The sequence below is a fragment of the Gammaproteobacteria bacterium genome (assembly GCA_027296625.1).
In the GTDB taxonomy this organism is placed as follows: Bacteria; Pseudomonadota; Gammaproteobacteria; order JAKEHO01; family JAKEHO01; genus JAKEHO01.
The window spans coordinates 65,929-79,930 of sequence record JAPUIX010000153.1 but is presented as its reverse complement, the minus strand read 5'-3'; the positions used below and the strand labels follow the sequence as shown (position 1 = coordinate 79,930).

Here is a 14,002-nt window from a genome sequence, read left to right as displayed (position 1 = left end):
GACCGGTTGAATTTTGTGAAGGCGTGTGGGTCAGAATGATCCGATGAAACGGCAACACCATAATGATATTCAAAAGGTTTTCGACAGCCATTTTCATATCATCGATAAGCGCTTTCCGCTTGTAGCTGATGATGGCTACTTGCCGGATGACTTTTCATGTGATGCTTACCTTGAACGGATACAGGGATTTGAGCTTATAGGAGGTGCTGTCGTATCAGCCTCCTTTCAGGCATTCGATCAAACGTTTTTATTAGCAGCACTTGATAAGCTTGGGCCAAATTTTGTTGGCGTTACCCAGCTTCCTAGTTCCGTATCTGATGAAGACGTGCTTGCCCTGGATGCTTGCGGGGTGAGAGCCGTGCGGTTTAATCTCGAGCGAGGGGGATCTGAGCGCATTGAAAATCTGGAGAGCTTGGCTAATCGCATTCATGAGCTCGCAGGCTGGCATGTGGAACTGTACGTAGATTCTACTCGTTTATCTGAAATCTTTTATATCCTTTGCAGGTTGCCGATGGTTAGTATTGACCATCTCGGCTTATCGAAATCGGGCTTTAATATACTGCTCAAATTAGTGGAACGTGGTGTTCATATTAAAGCGACTGGATTTGGGCGGGTTGACCTTGATGTTCGGCAGGCCATCAAAGAAATCTGTTTAGTTAATCCAGATGCTCTAATGTTTGGTACTGACTTGCCTGGCACTAGAACGAAGCGGCCATTCAGTGATGCAGATCTAGCATTGATAGACGGGTCTATAGATGAGGGGCTAATGGAAAAGATTCTTTTTAAGAACGCAGTCTCGCTCTATCGGCCTCGAACGATATCTTTGTAGTCATATTGGAACAGTGAGGAGATCAATTTTCGGTTCCTGTCACTCTAACTAGAGGTGGTGGAGACGAGAATCATCTGACACTGAGCATCCATTGCACAGACTCTTCAATAACTTTAGAGAATTGCCCTTTCTGAACTTGTCTCCACTTTCCATGCCCCGGAAAAACCCATTCCACATGCTCAAAAGCTTGCATCTTTTTGACGGATGCTATCTGCTCGTCCCATGAATACCAACAAGCCCTCCTAAATGATCCAAATCGATTTAAGTTCGGGATCCACGCATAATGATCTCCGGTAAATAGGAATTTCGATTCCCATAGTAACACGCAATGTCCTCGGGTATGCCCTGGGGTAAAGTAGATCTCTCCCGCATCAATATTATGAACCGTATTTCCCTCAAGTATGATTTCGGCATCTTTTTGCGCATCTGAATCAAATCTGTGAATGATGCGACTGGCGTTAAAATGCTTTGCATATTGTGGGGCATCGGAAACATCGTCTCGATGGGTCAAAAAAATATATTTTATCCCACCCATATTTTCGAATTTCTTAATGAGATCGGATATGAAGCGCGGCGAATCGATTAACCAATTGCCTGTGTCAGCCTTTATGAAATAGCTATGCGCCCCATAGGAATCGCGATGATTAAATCCATTTATATATACCCCCTTTGCAAGTTTGACGGGAAAGGACGCTCTTGCTGCGCCTAGATCCGTTCTGTCTCTCATCCCAATGGAGCCCACGGGACAAGCAAGCAACGCTTGCTTCACCAAGAACTCTTGTTTCTCATTTTGAGGCTGCCTTTTTACAAAAGCGTGGGTCCCAGTATCCCCAAACATATCAGGAGCATAATGGCGGCTGACGCCACAATTAATACAGGTTGAATCGACAAAATAATTTCCTTCTACGTTTTCTGGAAGGGCGTGCTTTGGATTAGCCATTTCATGTGACTCAATAGGGAACAGGGCTATTTTGCTTAATCTCGCACAGTTTGTCCTTAGTTAGATCTGTAAGATTGAATATCGTCGCTGATACCCGTTCCGTCGAGGCAGTTTAATCTCGGTGCTCCTCGCCACCTCAAAGCGGAACTAAGTGAACAGCCTCACCCATTGGCGGGTTTGATCTCTGACGTATACGAGGACATCGAAATGAATAAGCGCGCCATATCCGTAGTGTTGTGGTAGAGCGCTGTGGGGCCATCGCCGTCGCGATCCAGAAAGCCAAGCGCAACAAGGGCATCGAAGAAATCCCAGATCGCTCTGGGATGCAAGTCCACTACGGCTCCAAGGTCCTCACCTGTCATCGCCTTATCGCCCAGTCGTGTAAATACTTCGAGTTCTACAGCGCTAAGAAGGGCCTTAGATGTCCAGAAGCCAAAGCTGACTTCAAGAATATGGGATGGACCGTGTACATTGTTCATTTCATTCTCCCTGGATGCTGGTGCGTGAGCCCAGCACCTTGACCTGCATGCAACGTGGGGACCCATTTAAATTGCCTGGACAATTGTAGGAAATACCCCGACAGGAAGCAGGTTTTATCCTTTCCTAACGATCCCGGCGTTTGTGACGTCGGTCACACTTCACATCTAAACTCAGTGGCTTAACCTAGGATGCGTGAAGCCAGCTTCTATTATTAGAAGTCGGTAGACCAATGGTTCAAAAACCTTGGAGGTCCAAGCTACTACAATGGGATTCTGAGGCACCGCCTTCATTGGCACCTCAAACCATGGCTTGGGATTCGGTTTTTAACTACACAAGACACAAGAAGCCATGAAAGGATTGATACCACTTCTCAAAGTGTTTGGGTACGTCTGGGGCATCTTTGCGATGTTTCTCGTGTCATTTGGAATCGTCGGAATCTGGGCGACAGAAGGATTTTCTGAGGTACAGGCCGCTTTTAGCCCGTTAAATGCCCTTAACTGGATTATTGTTTTGATGACGGTGTTACCTGTATTTGGCGCCTTCCGACTTGTGGAACGACTGGAGAAGCGATCGAAAGAGCAATTGAGGCGATGGTGAAGTTCCCCGCTTCATCGCTTTAGCTAAACGTTCATTCCAATCAATAGCCCCGAACGGGAGATGGTTCTATGTCATCTCCAGCTATCCCGCTTTTTGAGACGTTCGTCACATTTGTGCTTTAAGGCGTGTGAATTACTTCACACTGCGTGTGAGCGTCAGTGACTAGCATTATGGGGTGTATCCCTTTGTTGAGGACGTGAGGGTTTGCAAATGAACATGCTAAAGTTTGCTTTTTTTGTGGCTGTCTTGGCCTTGACCAGCATGACAGTTAGCTCATGCGCAAGCGTCACTGCTCGGCCGGGCGCAACTGGAAAACAGGGTCACGGGCCGCCTCCCCATGCACCCGCCCACGGATATCGTCATAAGCACCAAGACGGTGTGGAGCTCGTCTTTGACTCAGGCCGTGGTGTCTATGTGGTGGTAGATATTCCCAATCATTACTATATTGACGGTCGCTATTACCGCCTGCGTGCTGATCAATGGCAAGTGAGCGCGCATTTCGATGGTCCATGGGGAGTGGTTGCCGAAGTGTCTCTTCCTCTGGGGCTCAAGACAAATTCGTCGGGCAAGCATAAGACAAAGAAGCACCGTGGCCGGAGCCACAGCGCTCACAAGACATAAGGACGGGCTTCAGTCTCCCGCTTGAATTGGTGTGTAAGCTAAATGATTTTCTGCATGTCTGGGGCCGCCAATTTGGAATTTGAGTCCAATATTCACGTGCTATCGAGGCAGCGGATACTTTTTATATAAATTATGACGACTGGCCACGCACATTATGTCACCAAGTCCGAGGTGCGTGCTACAGAGCGGATCGGGCACGCCTACGTGCCATGGACGTACGGTGGCGTAATCGATGAGGAGCTCAATAAGGGACCAAGTCTTTTATTGAGAGGACTCATGGTCTGCCTCTTTATAATAACTGCGGCTATCGTGGTGGGACCATTTGTACAGCCATTTCGTGATCAACTCGGCTTGTATCTTTATGTGCACGTTGCGCTGATCATCGGTGGCCTCTTCTGGTTATTTCGCAATTTGTTGCCGCCACCGTTCGAGGCAACGGAGCGAATGCGCCGGGAGTTTATGCGAAAGCTCCAGGACAAAACCCTGCAACGCCTTGGTCTTGACCCAAGTGGCATCTTGAATACTGCCCTAGGGGAAGATGGTGATACGCTCGAGATAATTGTCGCCGCTGATTGGCTTCAGCACCCTTATACAAAGCGCCTTCAGGACACGCAGGTCTGGTGGCGGCTATGGGCTGATGTGTATTCGCCCTATCATGGGTGGGATAGGGCGCTGATTAGATTGCGTGACGCCGAGGGCTTTGAGGCGGGCGGGTCCAAGCTGCAAGCCGGCTCGCTTATCTACGTTCGGGAAGGCCACAGGCCTTAGAACTGGCGCAAAAACCAGCAATGCCATAAGCCAGAAGTGGCTAAAGTGGATGTACACGCTGCTCCTCTTTGTTATTGCCGCTAATATGACTTATCACATGCTGGGCTGAAGCTACTGGCTTCTAAACGGCGCATGCTTGTCTGCGCCGGCCTTTGCCGACTCAGCTTCGGTTATTGAGTGTGGAAAGGGAAAAGGGTTCGATTCAGTGGATTACTTTCTTGGCGGTGCTCTCATACTCTTTGGCGCATTGATCGTTTTTGCCAGCTACGTGAGGCAAATAAGGAACTTCAAAAATCGGAAGAAGGAGAATGGCGAGTGGAGTTCACCGGCACCTTTTGTCGGGCCGCTTTTTATTATCGTCGGCTTATCCATGCTGGCTGTCGAGTTCTCAAATTGGATATTCTTGATGATTGTGCTGGACCCAGACACGGTCGTCACGATTTTGAGCATCCCTTATCTCATTAAAGGGTTACGTGAATAAGGGATACACTGGCGCCACAGGCGGCCCCCAATCCCACCGTTTCCGTGTATCATGGTTGCTAATGTCCTTACTCCCGGACATTCAAAATTTTTCCTTCAAATCTTTAGAAAAGCAAGTACGATGGATGAAAAAGCACAGGACCTGACCAAGGCATACAGTAATGAGAATTTTCTTAACAGCAGCGCAGCTCGATCACTGAGGATACTGGCTGAATATTTGGAGCCGCACAGCCGTTTGTCCCATTACGGAATCGAAGACACGATTGTATTTATGGGATCCGCGCGCTGCCCACCCCCTGGGAAGGCAAAGAAAGAGGTCAAAGCCGCTAAAGACGGGGATGGGGATTTGGAAAAGGCTAAACATCGCCTTGAGATATCGAAATACTATGAGTCAGCCAAAGCACTTGCTCACCGGTTGACCGATTGGTCAAAGAAATTGCCAGATGAACATCGGCGCTTTGTGGTCTGCACCGGTGGCGGGCCCGGAATCATGGAAGCGGCCAGTCAGGGAGCTTCGGAAGCCAAAGGCATGAATATGGGGCTCACCATCTCCATTCCTGAAAAGGAGTTTGCTAATCGATATGTTACCCGGGAGCTGGGATTTCACTTTCACTATTTCTTTATGCGGAAGTTCTGGTTCTTATATCTGGCAAAGGCCGTGATTATTTTTCCAGGGGGATACGGTACCCTCGATGAGCTCTTCGAGATCCTGACGTTGCTGCAGACCCGAAAGATCCGCAAACACTTGCCACTGGTACTCTTCGGTACTGAGTACTGGGATCAAGTGATCAATTTCGAAGCCCTCGTGCGATATGGCAGCATTAGTCCAGATGATCTGAAATTTATGTTCCGAACTGACTCGGTGGACGAAGCTTTTGACTTCATCACTCAGGAACTTAGCAAATACGGCCTTGAGGAGCGCGGCGCAATCCTTTAAGTTTATGGTAAGTGTGAAGGACCTATATTGGCAATATCGGACGATGCATTGTGAAAACGGAGCAAGCAAATGAAGAGTATCGCTTTGAACCGTTGGCTATTATTTATTATTGGAGCCTCCATCTTTTTGTCAGTATTGTGGTCTGAAGCACCAAGCGCGGGTGGTGACAACAAAAAACATCTCGTTACATTTGTTGACAGGGCAGCGAACTTGTTGAAAGCATAGGCGAGAAGAAAGTGTGTGAGGAATTCAAACAGCCGGGCAGTCAGTGGTTTCATGGAGATACCTACGTCTTCATTAATGACATGAACGGAGCCATTGTGTGTCATCCGGCCAATCCCGATTTTGAGGGGGCGAATATGCTGAGCCTCCAGAATTCCGAAGGCACGTTCGTGATTCAAAAGCTTATCGATGCCGTGAGGACAAAATCCTCCGGATGGGTTCAATATATGTGGCCAAAGCCGAGCGAAGGCAAACACGCAAAGAAATTAACCTATGTAACGAAGGTAGATTCAGGCGGGAGAGCCCTCGTCGTGGGCAGTGGCATCTATCTTGATTAAAAACTTGCGTTTGGATTCATCCTTGCTTCCATTGTTGTCCTGTTCGGATGATGGGGACTACTCGATTAAATAGGTCCCGAGGTGCGTCGGGGGGCATCGTGCCACCGCCGGTTATCTATGCGGGGGTATTTCTCACAGGTTATCTTTTGCACCGGAGCATGCCCATTCACTTTTTCCCAGACCGGTTGAGTCTTACCTTGGGATCGCTATTAATTCTCTTGTCGATTCCGCTAGTCGCACTCAGCTTTCGCGAGTTAATCTGCCAGCGGACAGCGATGAATATCGACAAGCCGGTTGCCACACTTGTTGTCACGGGTTCATTTCGTTTCACGCGCAATCCCATGTACCTGTCAGTGACGCTTTTATATTGCGGACTGGGTGTTTCTCTGGATCTCGCGTGGGTCATCCTGTTGCTGCCACTGGCACTTGTCATAGTGCATTACAAGGTCATCGTCAGGGAGGAAGTTCGCCTCGAGCGACAATTTGGACAGGACTATCTCGACTACAAAGCAAGCGTCCGAAGATGGTTATAAGTCACAGATACAATCGCTTTTCGAGCACTAGCATCGCAAACTGACTAAGGGTATTTATTTGCGCCGCCTAGCAATGGCAGCATATCTGGGATCGAGGTTCTATACTCTATCTGATCATAACCTATCCAAATAAATCTAATTGCGTGTAAAGCACCCGCTTGACGGCGGGAGATGATAAAAAATAGGGGGGGATACCTCCTGCAATGAGAAAAGCCTTACTTGCGACAATTATCATTGTTGCTTTGCCAGGCGCTGTGTGGGCGGATGCAGAGTCGGCTGCGGCTGCCTATCAAAGCGAACACTACGCCCTGGCGTTTCGAGAGTACAGGGCGCTCGCATTGCGTGGGGTACCTGAGGCGCAGTTCAATCTCGCACTGATGTACCGGCATGGCCGTGGTGTTCCGAAAGACTATGCTGAGGCGGTGAAGTGGTATCGCACGGCCGCTGATCAAGGAGTGCCCCAGGCGCAATTTAACCTTGCCGTGATGTACGAACGTGGCCTGGGAGTTGCGCAGGACTATGATGAGGCCGTCAAGTGGTACCACAAGGCGGCAGCCCAGGGGTTTGCATTAGCGCAATATCGCCTTGCCCAGATGTATCTTTCCGGTCAGGGCGTTCCGCAGAATGATGCGCAAGCGCTCATGTGGACCCACATGGCGGCGAAGCATGGACACGCGAAGGCGCAGAGTGATCTCGCTTATCGGTATGCGACGGGGCAAGGCATCCAACAGGACGACGCTGAAGCTGCAATCTGGATCCGGAAAGCAGCTGAGCAGGGTATTGCGGTGGCGCAAAATGATCTCGGCTACATGTATGCGACAGGACAGGGTGTCCAGCAGGATTATAGTGAAGCAGCGATTTGGATCCGAAGGGCCGCTGAGCAGGGGATCGCTGATGCTCAGCATAATCTTGGCTACATGTATGAGGTAGGTCAAGGCGTTCCACAAGATTACTCGCAGGCGGTTAAGTGGTATCGCAAAGCGGCCGAGCAAGGTTATGCAGAGGCACAAAATAACCTCGCAGGTATGTACGTGACCGGTCGGGGCGTACCGATCGACGGTGTGCAGGCGTATGCCTGGTCGGCCGTTGCCGCGGAAGCCGGATATGAAACGGCTCGCACGAACCGTGACCGCATCGCAGCACTGTTAACCCCAGAGCAAATCGATGAGGCAGAGAAACTGTCAAAGGAATTGTCGATGCAGTACGGGAGATAACTCAACGCCCCACATTTGGGTGACACGCCAACCGACTGAATAACCTAGTTCGATCCCGCACCACTTGGCCAAAACACTCGCGAAGCTCATCACGATTCTGTCACTGCTCGTGACGATGGGACTTATGGTCTATTCAGCCCAACCCTGGGGCGATAATTATGCATATCAAAATATTGCTGGCTATATCCTTTTGGGGGTTTTCCTTGCCTGGGCCGCCTCACCTTATGTGATACTTTGGTTGTTAAGCAACAAGGCGGTCGATGATCGAGTGTCGGTCCTGACGATCCTGGGTGGGACGGTTCTAATCTGCGGGCTCACCCTTGCCTTACTCATTGACACGGTCTTTATCCACATCGATGCACAGGGTGGTTTGGTCTTTCTTTTCCTACCTATCTACCAGTGGATGGCGCTAGGGATCTTGGGTTTGCTGTGTTATGTGATAGGGCGCGCGCGGGCTACATAACGCAGGGAAACGCTTGCAGCCATCTAGGTTTTGGATGCGCTGATATTAGGTGACCCCAGGCAAATTGTCTTGATTAGGTATCCTTTACAAATACGAGATAAACTGATCTATCATCGCTCTCCATGGTAAGGGTTGAGTCTTTCAGGTACATCTGTTGAACAGATTTCAGGGATTTCAGGAACTTCGTTTCTTGGCTCATGAGCTCCGGCGGCCCAGCCATCAAGGTTGTGCCGAATCCGGGCTCGCTCCAGGTGATATTACCGTCTTTACTCATCTCAAGGTTTCCGAAGTAACGGTTGATCGACGCTGATCCCGCCACCTTCCCATCACCAGTGTATAAGAACGTGACGGTAGCATCAGGGAGTAACGGGACACCATCATTATTTACGATCATCTGAGTAAGGCGCCACTCGATGCCTGCGATCGTGTTAAGGTTACTTGGTCCAACCTGAACACTATTGGACTCAGGCTGAGAAGTGTTGGACTCGGGTGAATTACAACCTTGTAGGAGCAAAAATAAAACCAGTATTGTTAATCCAATTCTGTTCATTTCCATTTGTGGCAAGTTCCAAAAGGAATGATGTGTGTTGTTAACTGAACTTAGGTGATAACTACACCAGAGCTATCAGATCCCCTCGTTCACGACTACACGACCTTCATATTAAACTTCTCTGCGAACGTGACATAGAGTGTCGGCACGACGACAAGTGTTAACACCGTTGACAAGATCAAGCCAAATATCATTCCATTGGTCATAGGGGCCCAAAGGGCGCCGCCAAATAGTGAAAGTGGTAGTAATCCACCAATCGTGGTGAGACTTGTCAGTATGATCGGGCGCATACGTAATCGGCCTGCCTCAGTCACAGCAGTGCGCAATGATTGACCATCGGCTACTCTGGTTTCGATAAAATCAATAAGAATGATGGCGTTATTGATAACGATGCCTGCCAGAGCGAGTACTCCGAGCATTGCCATAAATCCCATTGCCCAGCCCGTGATCAGCAGTCCAATTAGCACACCGATCATGGCCAACGGAATCGTGATGAGAATGATCAGAGGTTTGAGAAATGAGTTGTACTGCACAGTCAGCACGAGGATTATCAACACCATCGCAATGCCAATCGCGCGAACGACTTGCGATTGGGCTTTAGCAGTCTCTTCCTGTTCGCCACCCTGTTCGAGTCGGTAGCTAACAGGCATGGCCGCGACCATTTCCTCCAGGCGAGGCTTGATGCGTGAGGCAATGGTGTTGGCGAGAATGCCTTCGTCAACCCGTGAACCTACAGTGACTGTGGGTATGTTGTTACGGCGCGCCACAACTGCCGGTTTCCAAGTTGGCACGACTTTGGCGACGGAGGCCAGAGGCACCTTGCCAAACGCTCCGTTCACAAAGATTCCGGACAGATCATTTAGATCCTTGCGTTTCTCGCGCAGTGTTCTCAGCACAACGGGCACGAGATGATCTCCCTCGCGATAGGTGGTTAGGTGTGCGCCAGAGAGTAGCGATTTTGTTGTCAACGCGACATCAGCGTTGGTAACACCAGCGAGATTGGCAGCATACGGGTTGATCTTCACTTCGACCTGGTATCCGGTAGCTCCCCAGTTGCTATAGGGGCCATCCGTGCCAGGGGTCTTTTTAAAAATCTTGATCATGTCTCGGCTTTTTTTTCTTAATATATCGGCATCTGGGCCACTCAAACGAAACGCTACCGGATCTTTAATCGGAGGTCCTAACATATAAAGGTCAACGGTAATGCGCGCTTGGTGGATCTTAGCTACTTCTCGGCGGATGTCCTTGGCGTATTCCTTGGTGTATTTTGAATCTGTCGTATTCACAAGTAGGAATGCAAAGTACGGATAGTCGTACTCAGGCGCTTGGGTCAGTATGAGGCGTGGACCTCCCGTACCCACGAAGCTGACCACATTAGCAAGGCGCTCTTCTTTCAAACCGTCTTTAATAACTGGGCTTGTCTCGAGAAGTATCTGTTCGACGTGCTTGGCGATGTCAGCCGTCATAGCGATAGGTGAACCTTCGGGCAGCCAAACCTTGACAAAGAACTGATCGCGAAGCGCCGATGGGAAGAATTGGGACCCGATGATCGGAAGCAGGAGGAGGCTCCCGGCGAATACCGTCAGGGCAGAGCCCAGTACGATTCCCTTGCGCTCCAGTGACCAACTTATGATTCGATCATATAGCGGTGGACCTACGGGTGACTCTTGCGGCGCCTGCCTCTTATCAACGGCTGGGGGCTTCAGTAGCCACGCGCTCATGATCGGCGTCACCAGAAGCGCTACGAAGAAACTTGAGGCGAGAGTGACTGCAACGACCACCGGGAGACTCCCCACATACTCCCCGACGTTGCCAATGATCGTCAACATGGGGAGAAATGCGAATATTGTGGTCAATGTCGACGTCAAAATAGGTATAGCGAGATTCTGGGCGCCCTTGATGGCGGCTTCCTGTTTGGGCATGCCTGCCCGAATGAGACGGAACGTGTTGTCGGAAACCACGATAGCGTTGTCCACCACCATGCCAAGCGCGATGATCAGGGCTGCGATCGAAAACTGCTCCAATTCGATTCCAAAAATCGGAACTACCGCGAAAGCACAGATCATGGACAGCGGCACGGCGGTAGCCATGATAAGTGCGGGGCGCCATCCCATTGTTACTAGGGCAACACCGAGGACGATAATCGCGCCAAGGAGCAGATTTTTCTGGAAATCCTGAAGCCGAGTATTGACCTGTCGGGGCAGATCATTGATGTGTGTGAGTTGAATGTCGGGTGGGAGCACAAGGTCCTGCAGGCGAGTGAGCACCGCATCTACCGTCTGGCCCATCTCAACGACGTTACGGCCACTTTTCATCGCGATGCCGAGCACTAAAGAAGGCTGGTGCGGCGTTTCTGGATCTGTGAACCGGGTTAAGGTTCGAGGCGGCTCTTCGTAGCGCCGCTCGATACGAATGGGCAGGTCACCAAGGCGCACCGGTAGGTTGCCATCGAGACGGCTCACAACAAGCTCGTTCATCTGGGTTACCGAGGTAAACTCGCCGGTCGGAACGACTGCGTATCGCACGCGGTCCGTGTCCAATTCGCCACCAGGTTCAACTATATTTCGTGCTTCAAAAATGTCTCGAAGCTGACTGGCAGTCACGTTGATCTTCGCCCAGTCAGCGCTGTCGACTTCAACGTAGATACGCTCGGGTTGCACTCCCCAGAACTCCACCTTGGCTACTGATGGGATGAGCTCGAGCTCGTCTTCGATTAGTTCCGCAAAGATCTCAAGCTGGCGTGGTGTGTATGGTCGCTCAATTCGATCTTGTCCGGGGATCGGTATTTGGTACAGGGCGAGCACAACCGCATACACATCTCCATAGTCAGAATTAACAAAAGGGGGATTCGTACCCTGGGGTAACCTAGTCCGAACGGGTTGCACTTTAGCGCGCACGTCGTCCCATACCTGGTCTGTATTGCTCACGTTGTCATCGACGGTTACTTCAATTATTGAGAGGCCCACCAACGAGATGGACTTGATCTCGTCGACTTCCGCGATCTCAGCGATGGCCTTCTCCAGGGGATCTGTGATGAGCTCCTCCACCTTAGTGGCGGGAGCCCCTGGCCAACTGGTGATGACCAGGGCGTCACGGATAGTAATCTCCGGATCCTCACGGCGAGACATGGTTGTGAAGTTGAAGAGACCGACGCTAAGAAGGATGCCTACAAAGGCAAGGACGACGGACCGATGGGTAAGCGCAAACCGTGGAAGGTTCATCTGGGCAAAGTTTCTTCGCCAACAATGGTTACCGGTTGGCCGTCAGACACGTAGTGCACGCCGCTCACGATGATCGGGACACCTGATACGATCCCGTCGCCCTCGATGCGGCGGAGCTCATGATAGGTCTCGTGGACCGAAACGTCCTTTGGCCGCGCTATGTTCTCTTCGACGACAAAAACAACGTGCTTACCGTCGAGCGTAGTAATGGCATCTACTGGGACATACAGGCCTTTGGGGGTGGCATGCAGTAGAAACTTGACGGGTACCAGATCGCCTGGGCGCAAGAGCCACTGGGGTCGTCCGATGGCAAGGCCATCCAGGTGCTTCGTCTTGGGCTCGATTACGAGGAAATCTCCTTCGCGCAGATCACCGCTGTCTTTCAGACTCCGAAAGTTCCACTTGATCACTGAGAAGTAGTCGTCACCGAGAACCACCTCCACCTTGTCGGGTAGATGTTTGCCAACGGCGCTACGCTGCGCACCCGCGTGGAAACTCACCCCGGGTAAGCGAAGCACGTAGGTTTTCCCACCTTCGAGGTAGACGCTGGCGGTATTAATAAACAGTTCACCTTCCTCGCCACGGTAACGCCTTACGACTGGAAGGAAATCTGTGACGACGGGGAGCCCTTTCGTCTCTGGAGCGAATTGCTCGACTCGACGACGCTCATTACGCGTCATGAGATCGATGCGAAACGTCCGCGTATCCGGATCGGCGACGGCGCCCTTTTCGTAGACGATGGCATTCAACTGTGCGGGCTCGCCGTCTGGATCGACGGGGTCTTTCGGATAGATGATCGCTCGATCACCGGTCTGGATGCGCCGATCCGCATCGGCCGACACTGCGACCTGTACCTGGATGGGATCCATTAAACTCAAGGTCACGACAGGCATGCCCGCCTCAATGACGGCTCCTTGCGTGACGTGAATGAGCGTGATGCGACCCGAGAACGGCGCCACCAGGTCACAGTCTTCGAGATCTTCTTGGGCTCGCCGCAGGTCTTCTCCGATCTCGTCGATCTTGGCTTCGGTAGACTCCATCTCAGCACGTTTCAGTGCGATGGCGGCTTGGGCGGCGGCTACGGCGCTTTGGCTCTGGGCGATACGGGCCACCATACTGTCGTAATTGCTTTGGGCGTCGTCCACGGCCTGTTGCATGCCTGCGCCGCCTGCCAGGATACGTTGCTGACGATCGAGGGTTTGTTGTGCCAGCGTTAGCCCAGCCTCTGCGTCCTTGAGCCGCGCTTCAGCTGCCTCGAGGTTGGATGGTGCGACCTGTTCCACGTCGATACGCTGGGCGTCGCGTTGCTTGATCAGTGCATGGAGACGTGCTTGCAGGGCCTGGACCTGGAGACGGTAGCGGGTGTCATCGATCTTCGCGATGAGATCGCCGGACCGGACCAGCTGTCCGTAATCATCGTAGGCTGGGCCCAGGACTTCTTTGCCGAGGTCGAGGACTGCCAACAATCGCCCGCCGACTTCGAACCCGACCTTCTCCTCGCGGTAGAGGCTGACCGAACCCGTTAGATGTGACTCGCGGGAAAAGTCACGCTCGAGAAGCCTCAGGACTGTAACCGGCCGAGGTTTGACGGCAGGGGCCTGGTTACCCGGGTCCTCGCTGCACCCAGCGCATATGACACTTATCGTAAAGACAGCGATCGTTAAAAGGCGACTCTGCATTCCCACAAACCTCAGCCTTCGTGGCATTCGACAATGGATGTGTGAATGGCGCAGACCATTTTTTAGGACATGTTATCACAAGGGCCGCTAATACAACCAATCAGATCATTGGGAGGGAACGGTCATGTTA

Annotated in this window: 15 protein-coding genes; 10 read left to right on the top strand and 5 right to left on the bottom strand. The window is 51.2% G+C overall.

Features of this window, described 5'->3' with window-relative positions:
• Window positions 1-43: 43 nt before the first annotated feature.
• The gene (locus O6944_09145) at window positions 44-829 is read left to right on the top strand and encodes an amidohydrolase family protein (GenBank protein ID MCZ6719299.1); all 786 of its coding nucleotides are present in this window, start codon (window positions 44-46) and stop codon (window positions 827-829) included.
• 70 nt (window positions 830-899) lie between these two features.
• Here the strand turns inward: O6944_09145 and O6944_09140 are convergent, their stop codons facing one another.
• Together O6944_09140 and O6944_09135 are read right to left on the bottom strand one after the other, a co-directional pair.
• Window positions 900-1,769, bottom strand: coding sequence for an MBL fold metallo-hydrolase (locus O6944_09140; protein MCZ6719298.1), 870 nt, complete (start codon window positions 1,767-1,769; stop codon window positions 900-902).
• A 161-nt stretch (window positions 1,770-1,930) separates the two neighbouring features.
• Window positions 1,931-2,248: a hypothetical protein gene (locus O6944_09135; protein MCZ6719297.1), complete on the bottom strand. Its 318-nt coding sequence runs from the start codon at window positions 2,246-2,248 to the stop codon at window positions 1,931-1,933.
• 349 nt (window positions 2,249-2,597) lie between these two features.
• Here O6944_09135 and O6944_09130 point away from each other — a divergent pair, with 349 nt between their 5' ends.
• The 9 genes from O6944_09130 (at window position 2,598) to O6944_09090 (ending at window position 8,422) form a co-directional block, all read left to right on the top strand.
• A complete protein-coding gene (locus O6944_09130; protein MCZ6719296.1) occupies window positions 2,598-2,846 on the top strand; it encodes a hypothetical protein in 249 nt (82 codons plus the stop codon).
• A 210-nt stretch (window positions 2,847-3,056) separates the two neighbouring features.
• Window positions 3,057-3,467 carry a hypothetical protein gene (locus O6944_09125; GenBank protein ID MCZ6719295.1) on the top strand — a complete coding sequence of 137 codons (411 nt, stop codon included), beginning with the start codon at window positions 3,057-3,059 and terminating at the stop codon, window positions 3,465-3,467.
• A 132-nt stretch (window positions 3,468-3,599) separates the two neighbouring features.
• A complete protein-coding gene (locus tag O6944_09120) occupies window positions 3,600-4,235 on the top strand; it encodes a hypothetical protein (GenBank protein MCZ6719294.1) in 636 nt (211 codons plus the stop codon).
• Between the two features lie 205 nt (window positions 4,236-4,440).
• Entirely contained in the window at window positions 4,441-4,716 is a 276-nt protein-coding gene (locus tag O6944_09115; GenBank protein MCZ6719293.1) for a hypothetical protein, read from the top strand.
• 120 nt (window positions 4,717-4,836) lie between these two features.
• On the top strand, window positions 4,837-5,652 hold the full coding sequence (locus tag O6944_09110) for an LOG family protein (protein MCZ6719292.1): 816 nt from the start codon (window positions 4,837-4,839) through the stop codon (window positions 5,650-5,652).
• Window positions 5,653-5,888: 236 nt separating this feature from the next.
• Entirely contained in the window at window positions 5,889-6,212 is a 324-nt protein-coding gene (locus O6944_09105; protein ID MCZ6719291.1) for a cache domain-containing protein, read from the top strand.
• Window positions 6,213-6,310: 98 nt separating this feature from the next.
• Entirely contained in the window at window positions 6,311-6,745 is a 435-nt protein-coding gene (locus O6944_09100) for an isoprenylcysteine carboxylmethyltransferase family protein (GenBank protein ID MCZ6719290.1), read from the top strand.
• Between the two features lie 203 nt (window positions 6,746-6,948).
• Window positions 6,949-7,959 carry a tetratricopeptide repeat protein gene (locus O6944_09095; protein ID MCZ6719289.1) on the top strand — a complete coding sequence of 337 codons (1,011 nt, stop codon included), beginning with the start codon at window positions 6,949-6,951 and terminating at the stop codon, window positions 7,957-7,959.
• 64 nt (window positions 7,960-8,023) lie between these two features.
• The gene (locus O6944_09090) at window positions 8,024-8,422 is read left to right on the top strand and encodes a hypothetical protein (protein MCZ6719288.1); all 399 of its coding nucleotides are present in this window, start codon (window positions 8,024-8,026) and stop codon (window positions 8,420-8,422) included.
• A 73-nt stretch (window positions 8,423-8,495) separates the two neighbouring features.
• Here O6944_09090 and O6944_09085 read toward each other — a convergent pair whose 3' ends face one another.
• From O6944_09085 to O6944_09075, 3 genes are all read right to left on the bottom strand, one after another.
• Window positions 8,496-8,972: an META domain-containing protein gene (locus tag O6944_09085; protein MCZ6719287.1), complete on the bottom strand. Its 477-nt coding sequence runs from the start codon at window positions 8,970-8,972 to the stop codon at window positions 8,496-8,498.
• A gap of 95 nt (window positions 8,973-9,067) precedes the next feature.
• Window positions 9,068-12,193, bottom strand: coding sequence for an efflux RND transporter permease subunit (locus tag O6944_09080; protein MCZ6719286.1), 3,126 nt, complete (start codon window positions 12,191-12,193; stop codon window positions 9,068-9,070).
• Window positions 12,190-13,872 carry an HlyD family efflux transporter periplasmic adaptor subunit gene (locus tag O6944_09075; protein MCZ6719285.1) on the bottom strand — a complete coding sequence of 561 codons (1,683 nt, stop codon included), beginning with the start codon at window positions 13,870-13,872 and terminating at the stop codon, window positions 12,190-12,192. Before O6944_09075 ends, O6944_09080 begins: the two co-directional genes overlap by 4 nt.
• Window positions 13,873-14,002 lie beyond the last annotated feature (130 nt).